Below are 15,295 nucleotides of genomic sequence, written 5' to 3'. Positions count from 1 at the left end.
CGGAATGTCCCTGGTCACCGCTTCCTGTAGCCCGCCAACCGTGGGGAACTCTCCCGGGTGCAGACATCCGAACGGCTACCCCCGCAGACGCCTGTAAGCGCAACGCTGAGCGCGGTGCCGTACGCCGTGAGGTGACGGGACAGCGTCCCGTCACCTCACAGCCACTCCCGCCCCACTCGCTCCGCCACCCGCTCCAGCAGCGGTCCCGCCTCCGCCATCGACCGGGCCGGGTCCGGCTCCAGCGCCGACAGGGGGTACGCCCGTTCGATCCCCGCCCCCCGCAGGGCCGCCTCGTCGATCGCCAGCCGGCCGCAGACCGCGACGACCCGCTTGCCCGCCGCCCGGGCTGCCGCGGCGACACCCGCCGGGGCCTTGCCGTGCAGGGTCTGGGCGTCCAGCGAGCCCTCGCCGGTGATCACCAGTGACGCACGCTCCAGCGCCGGGGCGAAGCCCAGCACCTCCAGGAGTACGTCGATTCCCGGCCGGAACCGCGCCCCGAGGCCCACCAGCGCCCCGTATCCGATCCCGCCCGCCGCCCCCGCGCCCGGGCGGCCCGCCAGCTCCAGCGCGCGCGGGCCCAGGGTGGCCGCCAGCACCGAGGCGTAGTGCGCCAGCGCCGCGTCCAGCGTGCCGACGTCCCGCGGCGTCGCCCCCTTCTGCGGGCCGTACACCGCGGGGGCGCCCTTCGGGCCGGTCAGCGGGTTGTCGACGTCGCTCGCCAGGATCAGGTCGATGTCCGTGAACCGGGCGTCCAGCCCCGTCAGATCCGCCGACGCCAGCGATGCCAGCGCCCCGCCCCCCGGCCCCACCGGCGCCCCGGCCGCGTCCAGCAGCCGCGCGCCCAGCGCCGTCAGCATCCCGGCGCCGCCGTCCGTCGTCGCGGACCCGCCGACGCCGAACACCACCGTCCGCGCGCCCGCGTCCAGGGCCGCCCGCAGCAGCTCACCGCTGCCGTACGTGGTCGCCGTCAGCGGCGCCAGGGCGTCCGGCGGCAGCAGCTGCAGCCCGGAGGCCTCCGCCATCTCCACCACGGCCGTGTCACCGCGCAGCGCGTACGCCGCCGTCACCGGCGTCCCCACCGGGCCCGTCACGACGACCTCGCGTCGCTCGAATCCGGCGGCCACCGCCGCGGCGACCGTGCCGTCACCGCCGTCGGCGACGGGCAGTGCCTCGATCTCCACCCCGGGCCGCACCCGCCGCAGCCCGGCGGTGACCCGCTCGGCGACCTGTACGGCCGTGAGTGACCCCTTGAACTTGTCCGCGGCGATCAGCACCCGCCCCGGCCTGCTTTCTGCTCCGCCCGTCACATCGCACCCCTTGCTGGTCGAACAGGCAGTCGCGCCGCTGCGACCATATCCGCAAACGCGCCGGAAGGGATCACCGCGCGGGGCTTCCCGCGGGGGAACCGTCAATGCGGCATGCGGAACAAAGGCCCGCATAAAGTGCGATCATGCGTGCCGTCGAGGGGGATCCGCCCAGGACCGACGACTTACCGCGGCCGGACCGGGCGGTGCTCGCGTTCGCCGTGGCGGTCGTGCTCGCCGTCACGGTCTGGGGCGCCGCCGCCCCCGCCACGCTCCGGGGCGCCGGCGGCTGGGTGCTGCGTAACTTCGGCTGGCTCTACGCCGCCGTCGCCGACGTCTTCCTCGTCCTGCTGGTCGTCGTCGCCCTCAGCCGGTACGGGCGGCTGCGGCTGGGCGGCTCCGGCGAGCGGCCGGAGCTCACCACCGTGGCGTGGCTCGGTCTGCTGGCCGGCGCGGGGATGGGCGTCGGCCTGCTGTTCGCCGGCGTCGGTGAACCCCTCGCCGACTACACCGTCCCGCCCCCCGGCTCCGGTGCCGCCCCGCGGACGGACGACGCCGCGCGTACGGCGCTGGAGTACGCGCTCCTGCACTGGACGCTGCATCCGTGGGCGGTCTACGGCGTCACCGCGCTGGCCCTGGCGTACCCGGGCGTACGCGGGATCGGCGGCGCCCTCACGCCGCTGCTCGGCGCCCGGGCGGGCCGTGGCGCCGACGCGCTCGCGGTGTCCGCGGCGGGCGTCGGTACGGCGACGGCCCTCGGCCTGGCGGCGCTGCAACTGACGGCGGGTGCCGGCATCGTGACGGGCCTCGTACCGGGCACCCGGCTGCGGCTGATCGTGTTCGCGGTACTGACGGCCGCCTTCGCCGTATCGGCCCGGCACCGGGGGCTGCGGCGGCTGACCCTGGCGAGCGCCGTCCTCGCCGTCCTGCTCGTGCTCTGGGTGTGGCTCTTCGGGCCGACCGTCCACGCCCTCGACACCCTTCTGACGTCGACGGGCGGATACCTCGCCGAACTGCCCGCGCTCGCGACGGGGGCGGGGACAGGGACGGTCTTCCACTGGGCGTGGTGGCTGTCGCTGGCGCCCGTCGCCGGCGTCTTCCTGGCCAGGATCTCCCGGGGCCGTACGGTCCGCGCGTTCCTGGCCGGCGTGCTGCTGGTGCCGGCCGCGGCCACCGCCGTCTGGTTCAGCGTGCTGGGCGGCGGCGCGATCCGGATGGACCAGCAGGGGACCGCGGAGCTGACGCGCCCGGTGCCGGACGACACGGGGGCGTCGCTGTTCGACCTGCTCAAGGCGCTGCCGCTGGGCGCGGTCACTCCCGTACCGGCGATGATCCTGGTGCTCGTGCTCTTCGTCGCCGCCGCCCGCGCCGGGGCCGGGGCGACGGGCTGCGACCCCCCGACGTGGGCGGCGATCACCTGGGGCGTCCTGATCATCGGCGCGGCGGCGACCCTCCTGACGGCCGACGGCCCCGACGCCCTGCGCACGGCGACGGTCCTGACTGCCCTACCGCTCACCGCCGTCCTGCTCGCCCTGTGCGTGGCCCTCCTGAAGTCCCTCCGCGATCACAGGCCCTAGACTCCCCGCCCATGCCCGACATCAACGCGATCGCCGACCAACTCACCCGCGTCGACGGCGTGGTGGCCGTCCTCCTCGGCGGCAGCCGAGCCCGCGGCACCCACCGCCCCGACTCCGACTGGGACCTCGGCGTCTACTACCGCGGCGACCTCGACACCGACGCCCTGCGCCGCCTCGCCGCCGACCTCACCGGCGCGCCCGTCGAGGTCGCCGGACCCGGCGGCTGGGGCCCGTGGGTCGACGGCGGCGCCTGGCTGACCACACCCGAGGGGGAGGCCGTCGACTGGATCCTGCGCGACACCGACCGCGTCCACGCGGTGTGGCGGGACTGCCGCGAGGGCCGCTACGAGATCGGCGTCCAGCCCGGCCACCCGCTGGGCTTCTTCTCGCCCGTGTACGCCGGCGAGGTCGCCCTGGGGCAGGTGCTCGCCGACCCGTCGGACGAGCTGACGGACCTGCGCGCGCAGACCACGGCGTACCCGCAGGCCCTCGGCAAGGCCCTGTACGAGGGCGCGCTGTGGGAGGCGGGCTTCTGCCTCGACATCGCCGCCAAGGCCCCGCACGACGCCCTGTACGTCCATCTCTGCCTGGCCCGCTGCGTCGGCCTGCTCACCCAGGCCCTGCACGCCCGCGCCGGCCGCTGGTGCCTCAACGAGAAGGGCGCCCTGACCGCCGCCGCGGACCTCCCCGGCGCACCCGCGGACTTCGCCGACCGCGCCACCCGCGCGCTGGCCACGGGCTCGCGGCGCACGGCCCGCGACCTCGTCACGGAGGTGGCGGCCGGTGACCGGGCGTGACCGGATCCGTACCCGGCGCTCTGCCGCGCTGTCAGAGGTGCCCGATACGCTCGGACGAATCCGGCATCGACGAACGCATGGGGGTTGACCGATGAACCGTTCCACCGCTGGACCCTTGCGCAGCTTACGCACAACGGCGGTCGTGACCGCGCTCGCCGTGACCGTACCGCTGGCGGCCGCGACCACCGCCGAGGCGCGGACCGAGCCGTCCGACGCCGTCATCGCCTGGAACGTCCATGCCCAGACGGCCATCTACGAGAACGCCCGCCAGCCGCCGACCACGGCCGCCCGCAGCTTCGCGGTCGTGCAGGGAGCCGTGTACGACGCGGTCAACGCGATCGCCGGCAGCCCGTACGAGCCGCTCGTGACCGCGCCCCGCAGCCGGCGCGGCGACTCGACGCCCGCCGCCGTCGCCGCGGCCGCGCACGACGTACTCCTGTGGATGTTCCCCGCCCAGGAGGAGTCCCTGGACGCGCAATACGACGAGGCGCTCGCCGCGGTCCCCGACGGCCGCGCCGAACGGGGCGGTGTCGCCGTCGGGGAGGCCGCGGCCGCCGCCATGATCGACAGCCGCCGCGACGACGGCTTCGACCCCGCCGCGCCCTGGCCCGTCGGCGCCGAGCCCGGCGACTGGCGCCCCACCCCGCCCGGCTACATCGGCGTCGGCGCCTGGACCCCCTTCCTCAAGCCGTTCGTCATCCGCGACGCGGGCGACTACCCCGTCAAGCCGCCGCCGGCCCTGACCAGCGCCGCCTGGGCCCGCGACCTCAACGAGGTGAAGGCCGTCGGCTCGGCCGGCAGCACCGTACGCACGCAGGACCAGAAGGAGGCGGCGATCTGGTGGGACGACCCGCGCCAGGTCGAATGGGCCATCGGCCGCCAACTGGCCACCACGCACGGGCTCGGCGCCCTGCAGACCGCCCGGATGCTCGCGATGGTCTACGTGACGGCGATCGACGCGCTGATCCCGTGCTACGCCGCCAAACTGCGCTACAGCCTCTGGCGCCCGGTGACGGCGATCCCGCTGGCCGGCACCGACGGCAATCCGGCCACCGGCCCCGAGGAGGGCTGGACCCCGCTGCGGGGCACGGCGCCGTCGCCGGAGTACCCGTCGGGGCACGCGTGCTTCACGACGGCGACGATGGCGGCGCTGCGGGTGTTCTTCGGGCGTGACGACGTGTCGTTCGGCGCCGCCAGCGCAGACTCCGGTACGACGCGGCACTTCGACAGCCTCGCGGCGGCGGCGCGGGAGGTGCAGGGGGCCAGGATCTGGGCGGGCGTGCACTACCGCTCCGCCGTCGAGGAGGGCGACATACTCGGCCGGGAGGTCGCGCGCGACGTCCTGGACCGCGCGTTCGTCCGCCGCCGCTGACGGCGCGTCCTCCGGTCTCTCCCTCCTGACGCGAGGGGAAGGCCGGAGGATCCGGTCAGAACAGGGCGCCGGCGTCCTCCTGCGCCTTCCCCGTGGACTCGAAGCCCAGCAGATACCGCTTGCGCTCCAGGCCGCCGCCGTAGCCCGTCATGCTGCCGTTGGCGCCGACGACGCGGTGGCACGGGACGATGATCCCCACCGGGTTCTTGCCGTTGGCCAGGCCCACCGCGCGGGACGCGGCGGGGTTGCCGACGCGCTCGGCGAGTTCACCGTACGAGATGGTCTCGCCGTACGGGATGGCGCGGAGCTGCTCCCAAACCCGCTGCTGGAACTCCGTGCCCGCGAGCCGCAGCGGCAGGTCGAACGTGGTGCGCTCGCCGGCGAAGTACGCCGTGAGCTGGGCGGCGGCCGAGGCGAACGGCTCGTCGGCCGGATCGCCCCGGACGCCGAAGGTCTCCTCCGCGGGGCGGTGGCGCTGGCCCGTCATGTAGAGGCCGGTGAGATGGTCGTCGTCCGCGACCAGCGTGAGCGGGCCGACGGGGCTGTCGACGACGGTGTGCGTACGCATCTGGTGTCACTCCTGGGGCATGAGGTTGATCGGATGGTCGTCGGTGGCCCAGAGGTACTGGACCGCGTACGCCCGCCACGGCTGCCAGGCCGCCGCGTGACGGGTCAGCGCGGCGGGCGCGGACGGCAGCCCGAGAGCCTGGGCGGCCTTGCGGATCCCGAGGTCGGTGGGGAGGAACGCGTCCGGGTCGCCGAGCCCGCGCATCGCGATGACCTCGACCGTCCACGGCCCTATCCCCGGCAGCGCGGCCAGCCGCTCCCGGGCCCGCGCCCAGTCGCTGCCGCCGCCCAGGTCCACCTCGCCGGAGGCCAGGGCGGCGACGAGGGTGGTGAGGGTCGTACGGCGGGACCGCGGCATGGCGAGGGTCTCCGGGTCGAGGCCGGCGAGGGTCTCCATGGCGGGGAAGAGGTGCGTCAGGCCACCGCCGAAGGGATCCTCGACGGGTGTCCCGTACGCCTTGACGAGCCGCCCCGCGTGCGTGCGCGCCGCGGCCGTCGACACCTGCTGCCCGAGCACCGCCCGTACGGCGAACTCCGCGCCGTCCACCGTCCGCGGCACACGGCGCCCCGGGGCCTTGGCCACGAGCTCCGCGAGCTGCGGGTCGCGGCTCAGCTGCTCGTCCACGGCCACCGGGTCCGCGTCAAGGTCCAGCATCCGCCGGCAGCGGGCGATGGCGACCTGGAGGTCCCGCTGGTCGGTGAGGGCCAGGCGGCAGCCGATGTGGTCGGGGGCGGGCGTCAGGCTCACGACGCCGTGGCCGTACGGGAGGCGCAGCGTGCGGCGGTACGAGCCGTCGCGCCATTCCTCGACGCCGGGGACGGCGGTGGCCACGAGGTGGCCGAAGAGATTGTCGGGCGTCAGGGGGCGGCGGAAGGGCAGCCGCAGGCCGATCACACCGGGGACGGCCGGGGGCTTCGCGGCGCGGGCGGCGCGGCGGCGGAGCTCGGTGGGGGAGAGGGCGAAGACCTCCTGGACGGTGTCGTTGAACGTCCGGATGGAGGAGAAGCCGGCGCCGTACGCGATGTCGCTCATCGGCAGCCCGGAGGTCTCGATGAGGACGCGCGCCGTCTGCGCCCGCTGGGCCCTGGCCAGGGCCAGGGGACCGGCGCCGAGCTCCTCGTTGAGCTGGCGCTCGATCTGGCGGGTGCTGTAGCCGAGCCTGGTCGCGAGGCCGGTGACGCCCTCGCGGTCGACGACGCCCTCGGCGATCAGACGCATGGCGCGGGCGACGGCGTCGGCGCGGACGTTCCACTCGGGGGAGCCCGGGCTGGTGTCGGGCCGGCAGCGCTTGCAGGCCCGGAAGCCGGCGGCCTGCGCGGCGGCGGCGCTGGGGTGGAAGACCATGTTCGCGGGCTTCGGGGGGACGGCGGGGCAGCTGGGGCGGCAGTAGATGCCGGTGGTCCTCACCGCGGTGAAGAACCACCCGTCGAAGCGTTGGTCCTTCGCCTGGACGGCCCGTATGCAGCGTTCCCGGTCCCTGTACATGCCCCTAGCCTCTCCTGAGCCCGGGGCCCTCGGCTAGCGGGAATCCGACATCACTGTCTTCCCCCCCGCGAGGGCACGGCAAAGGGGCCCGGGGAAGAACCCCGAGCCCCTCAGACGCAAGAGAACCGATCACCCCTGGGCGGCAGCCCTGGCCTCACGGCGGTTGTCGCGGATCGTGTTCACCCGCCGCGCCGTGGCGAACAGCGGGATCGTCGCCGCGGTGACCACCTGAAGCGCGCACCCGGTCTGCAGCAGCGCCGAGGCACCGGGCGCGTCGAAGGCCCACGCGGTCAGGCACCCCATGCTGATCAGGATCCACAGCAGCGTGGCCGCGGCCAGCCGCCCCCGGGGCTTCGGGTACTCGACCCGGCTCACCATCAGCCAGGCCACCCCCACGATCGCGAGCAGCGTCGGCACGAACGGCAGCTCGAGCAGCACGATCGACACGACGGTCAGCGCGCCGAACGGCGACGGCATCCCCTGGAACACCCCGTCCCGTACCGTCACGCACGAGAACCGCGCCAGCCGGAGCACGACGGCCAGCAGCACCACGACGGCCGCCACCGTCGACACCCGCTCATGTGCGTCCACGGCCACGATGCCGTACACGAGCACGAAGTACGCCGGCGCCAGCCCGAAGCTGACCAGGTCCGACAGGTTGTCCAGCTCCGCCCCCATCGCGGAGGACCGGAACTTGCGCGCGACCAGCCCGTCGAAGAGGTCGAAGACGGACGCGAGCAGCATCAGCATCACGGCCGTGGCGGCCGAGTGCCGGGCGATGCCCCCGTCACCGTCGGTCCCCATCAGGTGCGGCATCAGCACACCAGTGGTCGTGTAGTACACGGCGAGGAAGCCGCACGTGGCGTTCGACAGCGTCAGGGCGTCCGCGATGGACAGCCGCGTGGACAGCGGCATGTCCTTCGTGGCGTCGTCCACGGCGTCGTCGACCCAGGTCGTCTTGTCGGGATCAATCACGGTCAAGGCGAGTCACCCCCGCGACAGTGGCCTGGCCGACCTCGACCCCGGCCTCGACGCCCTCCGGGAGGTAGACGTCGACGCGCGAGCCGAAGCGGATGAGGCCGATCCGGTCACCCTGCTCCACCTTCGTGCCGGCCGGCACGTAGGGCACGATCCGGCGCGCGACCGCGCCGGCGATCTGGATCATCTCCACGTCGCCGAGCTCCGTGTCAAGGTGCCAGACGACCCGCTCGTTGTTCTCGCTCTCCTTGTTGAACGCGGGCACGAACCCGCCGGGGATGTGCTCCACCGACGTGACGGTGCCCGCCAGGGGCGCGCGGTTGACGTGGACGTTGAGCGGGCTCATGAAGATCGCGACGCGGGTGCGTCCGTCCTTCCACGGCATGATGCTCTGCACCACGCCGTCGGCGGGCGAGATCACCCTGCCGTCGGCGATCTCACGGTCGGGGTCGCGGAAGAACCACAGCATGCCCGCCGCGAGCGCGGTGGTGGGCACAGCGGCCACGGCCCACTTCCCGGAGCGCCGGGAGCGGGCGAGGCTGACTGCTGCGGTGGCCAAGGTCGGGAGGAGCCACGGCGACGCACCGCGGGCCAGGCGGACCTTGCGACGCGGCTCTTCGGAGTTGCTGTGGGGCATGGATGACCTTCGTAGCGGAGGGTGCCGCGTAGACAGGGGGGACGGCGGCTTTCCGGGATGTTACCGGTTGTGACGGGCACCTCGGCAAGCTCGCGGGGACCGGCGGTGGGAACACAACGGCTAAGAACCGCCGTCGTGTTCCCGGCTTCTCCCCACAAAAACGACACTACCCCTGACTTCTGTACTCCTCGAGTAGCCGGCGGCCAATGATCATTTTCTGGATCTCGGCGGTACCTTCCCCGATGAGAAGCATCGGCGCCTCACGGTACAGACGCTCGATCTCGTACTCCTTGGAGAAGCCGTAGCCACCGTGGATGCGGAACGCGTCTTCCACCACCTCCTTGCAGTATTCGGAGGCGAGATATTTCGCCATCCCTGCTTCGAGGTCGTTACGTTCCCCGGTGTCCTTTTTGCGTGCTGCTCGGACCATCATGGCATGGGCAGCCTCGACTTTGGTAGCCATCTCCGCAAGCTTGAACTGAATCGCCTGGTGGTGCGCGATCGGCTTGCCGAAGGTATGCCGCTGCTGGGCGTAGTCCACGCCCAGCTCGAAGGCACGCTGGGCCACCCCGCAGCCACGGGCGGCGACATTGACCCGGCCGACCTCGACGCCGTCCATCATTTGGTAAAAACCTCGGCCGGTGGTGCCGCCGAGTACCCGATCACCCGGAATGCGCAGTCCGTCCATGATGAGCTCGGTGGTGTCGACCCCCTTGTAGCCCATCTTGTCGATCTTCCCGGGAATGGTCAGCCCCGGCCGCACCTCGCCGAATCCGGGCTCCTTCTCCACCAGGAACGTCGTCATCGACTTGTGCGGCGCCGTGCCCTCGGGATGCCCCTCGTCGGTCCGGCACAGCACCGCGACCAGCGTGGACGTGCCACCGTTCGTGAGCCACATCTTCTGGCCCGTGAGCAAAAAGTCGTCCCCGTCGCGCACACCCTTGGACGTGATGGCCGACACATCCGAGCCCAGCCCCGGCTCGGACATCGAAAACGCGCCACGCACCTCACCGGCCGCCATCCGCGGCAGGAAGTGGTCCTTCTGCTCCTGTGTGCCGTGCTGCTTGAGCATGTACGCCACGATGAAGTGCGTGTTGATGATTCCCGACACACTCATCCAGCCGCGCGCTATTTCCTCCACGCACAGCGCGTATGTGAGAAGGGACTCACCGAGCCCGCCGTACTCCTCCGGGATCATCAGCCCGAAGACGCCGAGCTCCTTCAGGCCCTCCACGATCTCGGTGGGATATTCGTCACGGTGCTCCAGCTCCGTGGCCACCGGGATGATCTCTTTGTCGACGAATCCGCGGACCGTCGAGACGATCTCCCGCTGGATGTCGGTCAGACCCTCGGTCTGCGCCAGTCTGCCCATGGCTCAGCCCTCCCGGAGTTCCGGACGCCCGGGCTGTTCGCCGCCGCGCGCCTCGATGTACGTGGCCGTGGGCACCATCACCTTGCGCCGGAACACGCAGACGAGGGTGCCGTCCTGCTTGTAGCCCTTGGTCTCGACGTAGACGATGCCCCGGTCGTTCTTCGACTTGGACGGCCACTTGTCGAGCACGGTCGTCTCGCCGTAGAGGGTGTCGCCGTGGAACGTCGGCGCCACGTGCTTGAGCGACTCGATCTCCAGATTGGCGATCGCCTTGCCGGAGACGTCCGGCACGGACATGCCCAGCAGCAGGGAGTAGATGTAGTTGCCGACGACGACGTTGCGCTTGAAGTCGGTCGTCTCCTCCGCGTAGTTCGCGTCCATGTGGAGGGGGTGGTGGTTCATGGTGAGCAGACAGAACAGATGGTCGTCGTACTCGGTGACCGTCTTGCCGGGCCAGTGCTTGTAGACGGCACCGACCTCGAACTCCTCGTAGGTGCGGCCGAACTGCATGGTCAGGCCCCCGGAATCTCGAACTTGGACGTCCGGGTCATCCCGGCCGCCCGGCCCTTGCCCGAGATGACCAGGGCCATCTTCCGGCTGGCCTCGTCGATCATCTCGTCGCCGAGCATCGCGGAGCCCTTCATGCCGCCGGCCTCGGACGTGCAGTACTCGTACGCGTCCAGGATCAGCTCGGCGTGGTCGTAGTCCTCCTGCGAGGGCGAGAAGATCTCGTTCGCCGGGCCGATCTGGTCCGGGTGCAGGGTCCACTTGCCGTCGAAGCCCAGCGCCGCGGCCCGGCGGGCCACCGTCGCGAAGGCGTCCGTGTCGCGGATCTGGAGGTACGGGCCGTCGATCGCCTGCAGGTCGTTGGCGCGGGCGGCCATCAGGATCCGCATCAGGATGTAGTGGTACGCGTCGGCGTCGTAGCCGGGCGGCTGCTCGCCCACGACGAGCGACTTCATGTTGATGGACGCCATGAAGTCCGCCGGGCCGAAGATGATTGCCTCCAGCCGCGGCGAGGCGGCGGCGATCTCGTCGACGTTGACGAGCCCCTTGGCGTTCTCGATCTGCGCCTCGATGCCGATCTTCCCGACCTCGAAGCCCATGGTCTTCTCGATCTGCGTCAGCAGCAGGTCCAGCGCGACGACCTGCTGGGCGTCCTGCACCTTCGGCAGCATGATGCAGTCGAGGTTCTGGCCGGCGCCCTCGACGACCGTGACGACGTCGCGGTACGTCCAGTGCGTGGTCCAGTCGTTGACCCGCACGACACGGGTCTTGCCGGTCCAGTCACCCTCGTTCAGGAACTTCACGATGGTGTGCCGGGCGTCCGGCTTGGCCAGCGGCGCGCACGCGTCCTCCAGGTCCAGGAAGACCTGGTCGGCGGGCAGGCCCTGCGCCTTCTCCAGGAACCGGGGGTTCGATCCCGGGACGGCGTGACAGCTGCGGCGCGGGCGCAGACGGTTGACAGGGCCGGTCATGCGGATACCTCCAGGGGGTCGAGCTTGTTCGCTTGGCGGATCTCGTCGACGATACGTCCGATGATCTCCGTGATACCGAAGTCCTTCGGCGTGAAGACGGCTGCCACACCGGCTTCGACCAGGACTTTCGCGTCCGCCGACGGGATGATCCCGCCGACGACCACCGGGATGTCGTCCACCCCCGCCCGGCGCAGCCGCGCCAGGACGTCGGGGACCAGCTCGGCGTGCGAGCCGGAGAGGATCGACAGGCCCACGCAGTGCACGTCCTCGGCGACGGCCGCCGAGACGATCTGCTCCGGGGTCAGCCGGATGCCCTGGTAGACCACCTCGAACCCGGCGTCCCGGGCCCGTACGGCGATCTGCTCGGCACCGTTGCTGTGCCCGTCCAGACCGGGCTTGCCGACGAGCAGCCGCAGCCGACCGGCCCCGAGGTCCTCGGCGGTACGGGACACCTTCGCCCGTACGGAGGCCAGCGAACTGCCCTCCTCCCCGCCGGTCGACACGGGCGCCGACGACACGCCCGTGGGGGCGCGGAACTCGCCGAAGACGTCCCGCAGCGCCCAGGACCACTCACCGGTCGTGACACCCGCCCGGGCGCACTCCAGCGTCGGCTCCATCAGATTGGCGGTCCCGGCCGCGGCCGACTTCAGCGCGGACAGCGCCCGCTGGGCGCGCTCCTCGTCGCGCTGCAGCCGCCAGTCGTGCAGCGCCGACACCACCCGGTGCTCGGTCGCCGGGTCCACGGTCATGATCGCGGTGTCCAGGTCGGCGGTGAGCGGGGAGGGCTCGGTCTCGGTGTACGAGTTCACCCCCACGATCTTCTCCTCGCCCGACTCGATCCGGGCCCGCCGCTCGGCGTGCGAGGCGACCAGCTGCGCCTTCAGGTACCCCGACTCGACGGCCGCGACCGCGCCGCCGAGCTCCTCGATGTGGTCCATCTCGGCCAGCACCTCGTCGACCAGCCCGGCCACCTTCGCCTCGATCACCGTCGAGCCCGCGAAGATGTCCTCGTACTCCAGCAGGTCCGACTCGTGCGCCAGCACCTGCTGGATCCGCAGCGACCACTGCTGGTCCCACGGCCGGGGCAGCCCCAGCGCCTCGTTCCAGGCGGGCAGCTGCACCGCGCGGGCGCGGGCGTCCTTCGACAGGGTGACGGCGAGCATCTCCAGCACGATGCGCTGGACGTTGTTCTCCGGCTGCGCCTCCGTCAGGCCCAGCGAGTTCACCTGCACCCCGTACCGGAACCGCCGCTGCCGCGCGTCGGTGATGCCGTACCGCTCGCGGGTGACCTGGTCCCAGATGCGGGTGAACGCCCGCATCTTGCACATCTCCTCGACGAACCGCACCCCGGCGTTGACGAAGAAGGAGATCCGCGCGACGACGTCGCCCATCTTCCCGGCCGGCACCTGCCCGGAGTCGCGCACCGCGTCCAGCACGGCGATCGCGGTGCTCATCGCGTACGCGATCTCCTGCACCGGCGTGGCCCCGGCCTCCTGCAGGTGGTAGCTGCAGATATTGATCGGGTTCCACTTCGGGACGCTGGCGACCGTGTACGCGATCGTGTCCGTCGTCAGCCGCAGGCTGGGTCCGGGCGGGAAGACGTACGTCCCCCGGGAGAGGTACTCCTTGATGATGTCGTTCTGCGTCGTCCCCGACAGTTTCCCCAGGTCGGCGCCCTGCTCCTCGGCGACCACCTGGTACAGCGCCAGCAGCCACATGGCGGTGGCGTTGATGGTCATCGAGGTGTTCATCCGGTCCAGGGGGATGTCCTGGAAGAGCCGGCGCATGTCACCCAGATGCGAGACGGGGACCCCGACCCGGCCGACCTCGCCGCGGGCGAGGACGTGGTCGGGGTCGTACCCGGTCTGCGTGGGCAGGTCGAACGCGACCGACAGGCCCGTCTGGCCCTTGGCGAGGTTGCGCCGGTAGAGCTCGTTCGAGGCCTCGGCGGTGGAGTGCCCCGCGTAGGTCCGCATCAGCCACGGACGGTCCTTGCTCCGTGCCATCAGATGTTCCTGAAGCGGTTGATCGCGTCGATGTGCTGACCGCGCATCTCCTCGTCGCGCACACCCAGACCCTCCTCGGGGGCCAGGCACAGCACGCCGACTTTGCCCTGGTGGAGGTTGCGGTGCACGTCGTACGCGGCCTGGCCCGTCTCCTCCAGGGAGTACGTCTTGGACAGCGTCGGGTGGATCTTGCCCTTGGCGACCAGGCGGTTGGCCTCCCACGCCTCGCGGTAGTTGGCGAAGTGAGAGCCGATGATGCTCTTCAGCGACATCCACAGATACCGGTTGTCGTACTCGTGCCGGTAGCCCGAGGTGGACGCGCAGGTCACGATGGTGCCGCCCTTGCGGGTGACGTACACCGAGGCGCCGAAGGTCTCGCGGCCCGGGTGCTCGAAGACGATGTCGACGTCCTCGCCGCCGGTGAGCTCGCGGATGCGCTTGCCGAAGCGCTTCCACTCCCGCTGGTCCTGGTTGTGCTCGTCCTGCCAGAACTTGTAGCCCTCGGCGTTGCGGTCGATGATCGCCTCGGCGCCCATGGCGCGGCAGATCTCGGCCTTCTGCGGGTTGGAGACCACACAGATCGGCGTGGCGCCGCCGGCCAGCGCGAACTGGGTGGCGTAGCTGCCGAGCCCGCCGCTCGCGCCCCAGATCAGCACGTTGTCGCCCTGCTTCATGCCCGCGCCGTTGCGTGAGACGAGCTGGCGGTACGCGGTGGAGTTGACCAGCCCCGGGGCGGCCGCCTCCTCCCAGCTCAGGTGCTGGGGCTTGGGCATCAGCTGGTTGGACTTGACCAGGGCGATCTCGGCCAGGCCGCCGAAGTTCGTCTCGAAGCCCCAGATGCGCTGCTCGGGGTCGAGCATCGTGTCGTTGTGCCCGTCGGAGCTCTCCAGCTCCACGGACAGACAGTGCGCGACGACCTCGTCACCGGGCTGCCAGGAGTTGACGCCGGGGCCGGTGCGCAGCACCACGCCCGCGAGGTCGGAGCCGATCACGTGGTACGGCAGGTCGTGGCGCTTGGCCAGGTCGCTGAGCCGCCCGTAACGCTCCAGGAAGCCGAAGGTGGACATGGGCTCAAAGATGCTCGACCACACCGAGTTGTAGTTGACCGAGCTGGCCATGACGGCGACGAGGGCCTCGCCGGGGCCCAGGGCGGGCACCGGCACCTCCTCGACGTGCAGGGACTTGCGGGGGTCCTTCTCGCGGCTCTCGAGGCCCTCGAACATGCCGGCCTCGTCCTTGTGGACGGTGACGGCGCGGTAGGACTCCGGTACGGGCAGCGCGGCGAAGTCCGCGGTGGTCGTGTCGGTCGCCATGATGGCGTCAAGGATCTGGTTCACGGTGTGTGCCTCCGGCGAAGCGCGTGGTGCGGGAACGCTTGGGGGACGTCGGGGGTGTTGCCCGTCGGTTCAGTGAGAAAGCTGGGTGCGCGGGTGTGCGCCGTGCCTGTGACGAGGCGTGTCCGGGCGCGCGGTGATGCGTTTGCGGGGACAGCCGACGCACTTCTGTTCGATATGCGCCGGCCGCCCGGACACCCTCAAGGTATGGCACGGCGTGCCACTCGGCAAGACACTCGGTGCCAGGAATTTCACTCAGATGTCGATTGGGGTGGCACGGATGAGCGATCATCGTTCGTTGCTTTGACACGGACTTGCCACAAAACGGCCGGAAGCGTTGCCGCCGCCGCGGGCCGGTGGGCATGATCCGGAACCATGAACGACGCT

Annotated in this window: 13 protein-coding genes; 3 read left to right on the top strand and 10 right to left on the bottom strand. The window is 71.5% G+C overall.

The genetic code is table 11. The features are described 5' to 3' along the window. Nucleotides 1-155: 155 nt before the first annotated feature. Nucleotides 156-1,307: a glycerate kinase gene (locus SRB5_RS13595; protein WP_323377870.1), complete on the bottom strand. Its 1,152-nt coding sequence runs from the start codon at nucleotides 1,305-1,307 to the stop codon at nucleotides 156-158. Between the two features lie 143 nt (nucleotides 1,308-1,450). On the opposite strand from SRB5_RS13595, the gene SRB5_RS13590 reads away from it, so the two are divergent. The 3 genes from SRB5_RS13590 to SRB5_RS37485 all read left to right on the top strand — a co-directional run bounded on the left by SRB5_RS13590 (nucleotide 1,451) and on the right by SRB5_RS37485 (nucleotide 5,050). Continuing rightward, nucleotides 1,451-2,881 carry a BCCT family transporter gene (locus tag SRB5_RS13590; RefSeq protein WP_153452189.1) on the top strand — a complete coding sequence of 477 codons (1,431 nt, stop codon included), beginning with the start codon at nucleotides 1,451-1,453 and terminating at the stop codon, nucleotides 2,879-2,881. 11 nt (nucleotides 2,882-2,892) lie between these two features. Continuing rightward, a complete protein-coding gene (locus SRB5_RS13585; protein WP_153452188.1) occupies nucleotides 2,893-3,678 on the top strand; it encodes a nucleotidyltransferase domain-containing protein in 786 nt (261 codons plus the stop codon). Between the two features lie 142 nt (nucleotides 3,679-3,820). Next, the gene (locus SRB5_RS37485; protein ID WP_323377869.1) at nucleotides 3,821-5,050 is read left to right on the top strand and encodes a vanadium-dependent haloperoxidase; all 1,230 of its coding nucleotides are present in this window, start codon (nucleotides 3,821-3,823) and stop codon (nucleotides 5,048-5,050) included. A gap of 55 nt (nucleotides 5,051-5,105) precedes the next feature. On the opposite strand, the gene SRB5_RS13575 is transcribed toward SRB5_RS37485, so the two are convergent. The 9 genes from SRB5_RS13575 to ccrA all read right to left on the bottom strand — a co-directional run bounded on the left by SRB5_RS13575 (nucleotide 5,106) and on the right by ccrA (nucleotide 14,911). Further along, the gene (locus tag SRB5_RS13575; RefSeq protein ID WP_153452186.1) at nucleotides 5,106-5,618 is read right to left on the bottom strand and encodes a methylated-DNA--[protein]-cysteine S-methyltransferase; all 513 of its coding nucleotides are present in this window, start codon (nucleotides 5,616-5,618) and stop codon (nucleotides 5,106-5,108) included. A gap of 6 nt (nucleotides 5,619-5,624) precedes the next feature. Then, entirely contained in the window at nucleotides 5,625-7,103 is a 1,479-nt protein-coding gene (locus SRB5_RS13570; protein ID WP_153452185.1) for an AlkA N-terminal domain-containing protein, read from the bottom strand. Between the two features lie 129 nt (nucleotides 7,104-7,232). Further along, a complete protein-coding gene (gene pssA / locus SRB5_RS13565; RefSeq protein WP_153452184.1) occupies nucleotides 7,233-8,084 on the bottom strand; it encodes a CDP-diacylglycerol--serine O-phosphatidyltransferase in 852 nt (283 codons plus the stop codon). After that, complete coding sequence (locus tag SRB5_RS13560; protein ID WP_153452183.1) at nucleotides 8,071-8,718, bottom strand: phosphatidylserine decarboxylase; 648 nt, start codon at nucleotides 8,716-8,718, stop codon at nucleotides 8,071-8,073. Before SRB5_RS13560 ends, pssA begins: the two co-directional genes overlap by 14 nt. 166 nt (nucleotides 8,719-8,884) lie before the next feature. Then, a complete protein-coding gene (locus tag SRB5_RS13555) occupies nucleotides 8,885-10,090 on the bottom strand; it encodes an acyl-CoA dehydrogenase family protein (protein ID WP_153452182.1) in 1,206 nt (401 codons plus the stop codon). A 3-nt stretch (nucleotides 10,091-10,093) separates the two neighbouring features. Beyond that, the gene (locus SRB5_RS13550; protein WP_153452181.1) at nucleotides 10,094-10,600 is read right to left on the bottom strand and encodes a MaoC family dehydratase; all 507 of its coding nucleotides are present in this window, start codon (nucleotides 10,598-10,600) and stop codon (nucleotides 10,094-10,096) included. Between the two features lie 2 nt (nucleotides 10,601-10,602). Continuing rightward, nucleotides 10,603-11,568, bottom strand: a complete 966-nt coding sequence (locus SRB5_RS13545) for an HpcH/HpaI aldolase/citrate lyase family protein (RefSeq protein WP_153452180.1) — start codon at nucleotides 11,566-11,568, stop codon at nucleotides 10,603-10,605. Further along, nucleotides 11,565-13,577: a protein meaA gene (locus SRB5_RS13540; RefSeq protein ID WP_153452247.1), complete on the bottom strand. Its 2,013-nt coding sequence runs from the start codon at nucleotides 13,575-13,577 to the stop codon at nucleotides 11,565-11,567. Before SRB5_RS13540 ends, SRB5_RS13545 begins: the two co-directional genes overlap by 4 nt. Then, nucleotides 13,574-14,911 carry a crotonyl-CoA carboxylase/reductase gene (ccrA, locus tag SRB5_RS13535; protein ID WP_323377868.1) on the bottom strand — a complete coding sequence of 446 codons (1,338 nt, stop codon included), beginning with the start codon at nucleotides 14,909-14,911 and terminating at the stop codon, nucleotides 13,574-13,576. Before ccrA ends, SRB5_RS13540 begins: the two co-directional genes overlap by 4 nt. Nucleotides 14,912-15,295: the final 384 nt, after the last annotated feature.

Source organism: Streptomyces smaragdinus (assembly GCF_009604385.1).
Classification (GTDB): Bacteria; Actinomycetota; Actinomycetes; order Streptomycetales; family Streptomycetaceae; genus Streptomyces; species Streptomyces smaragdinus.
Note: the sequence above shows the minus strand (reverse complement) of the source record. Positions and strands in the feature narration are given on the sequence as shown.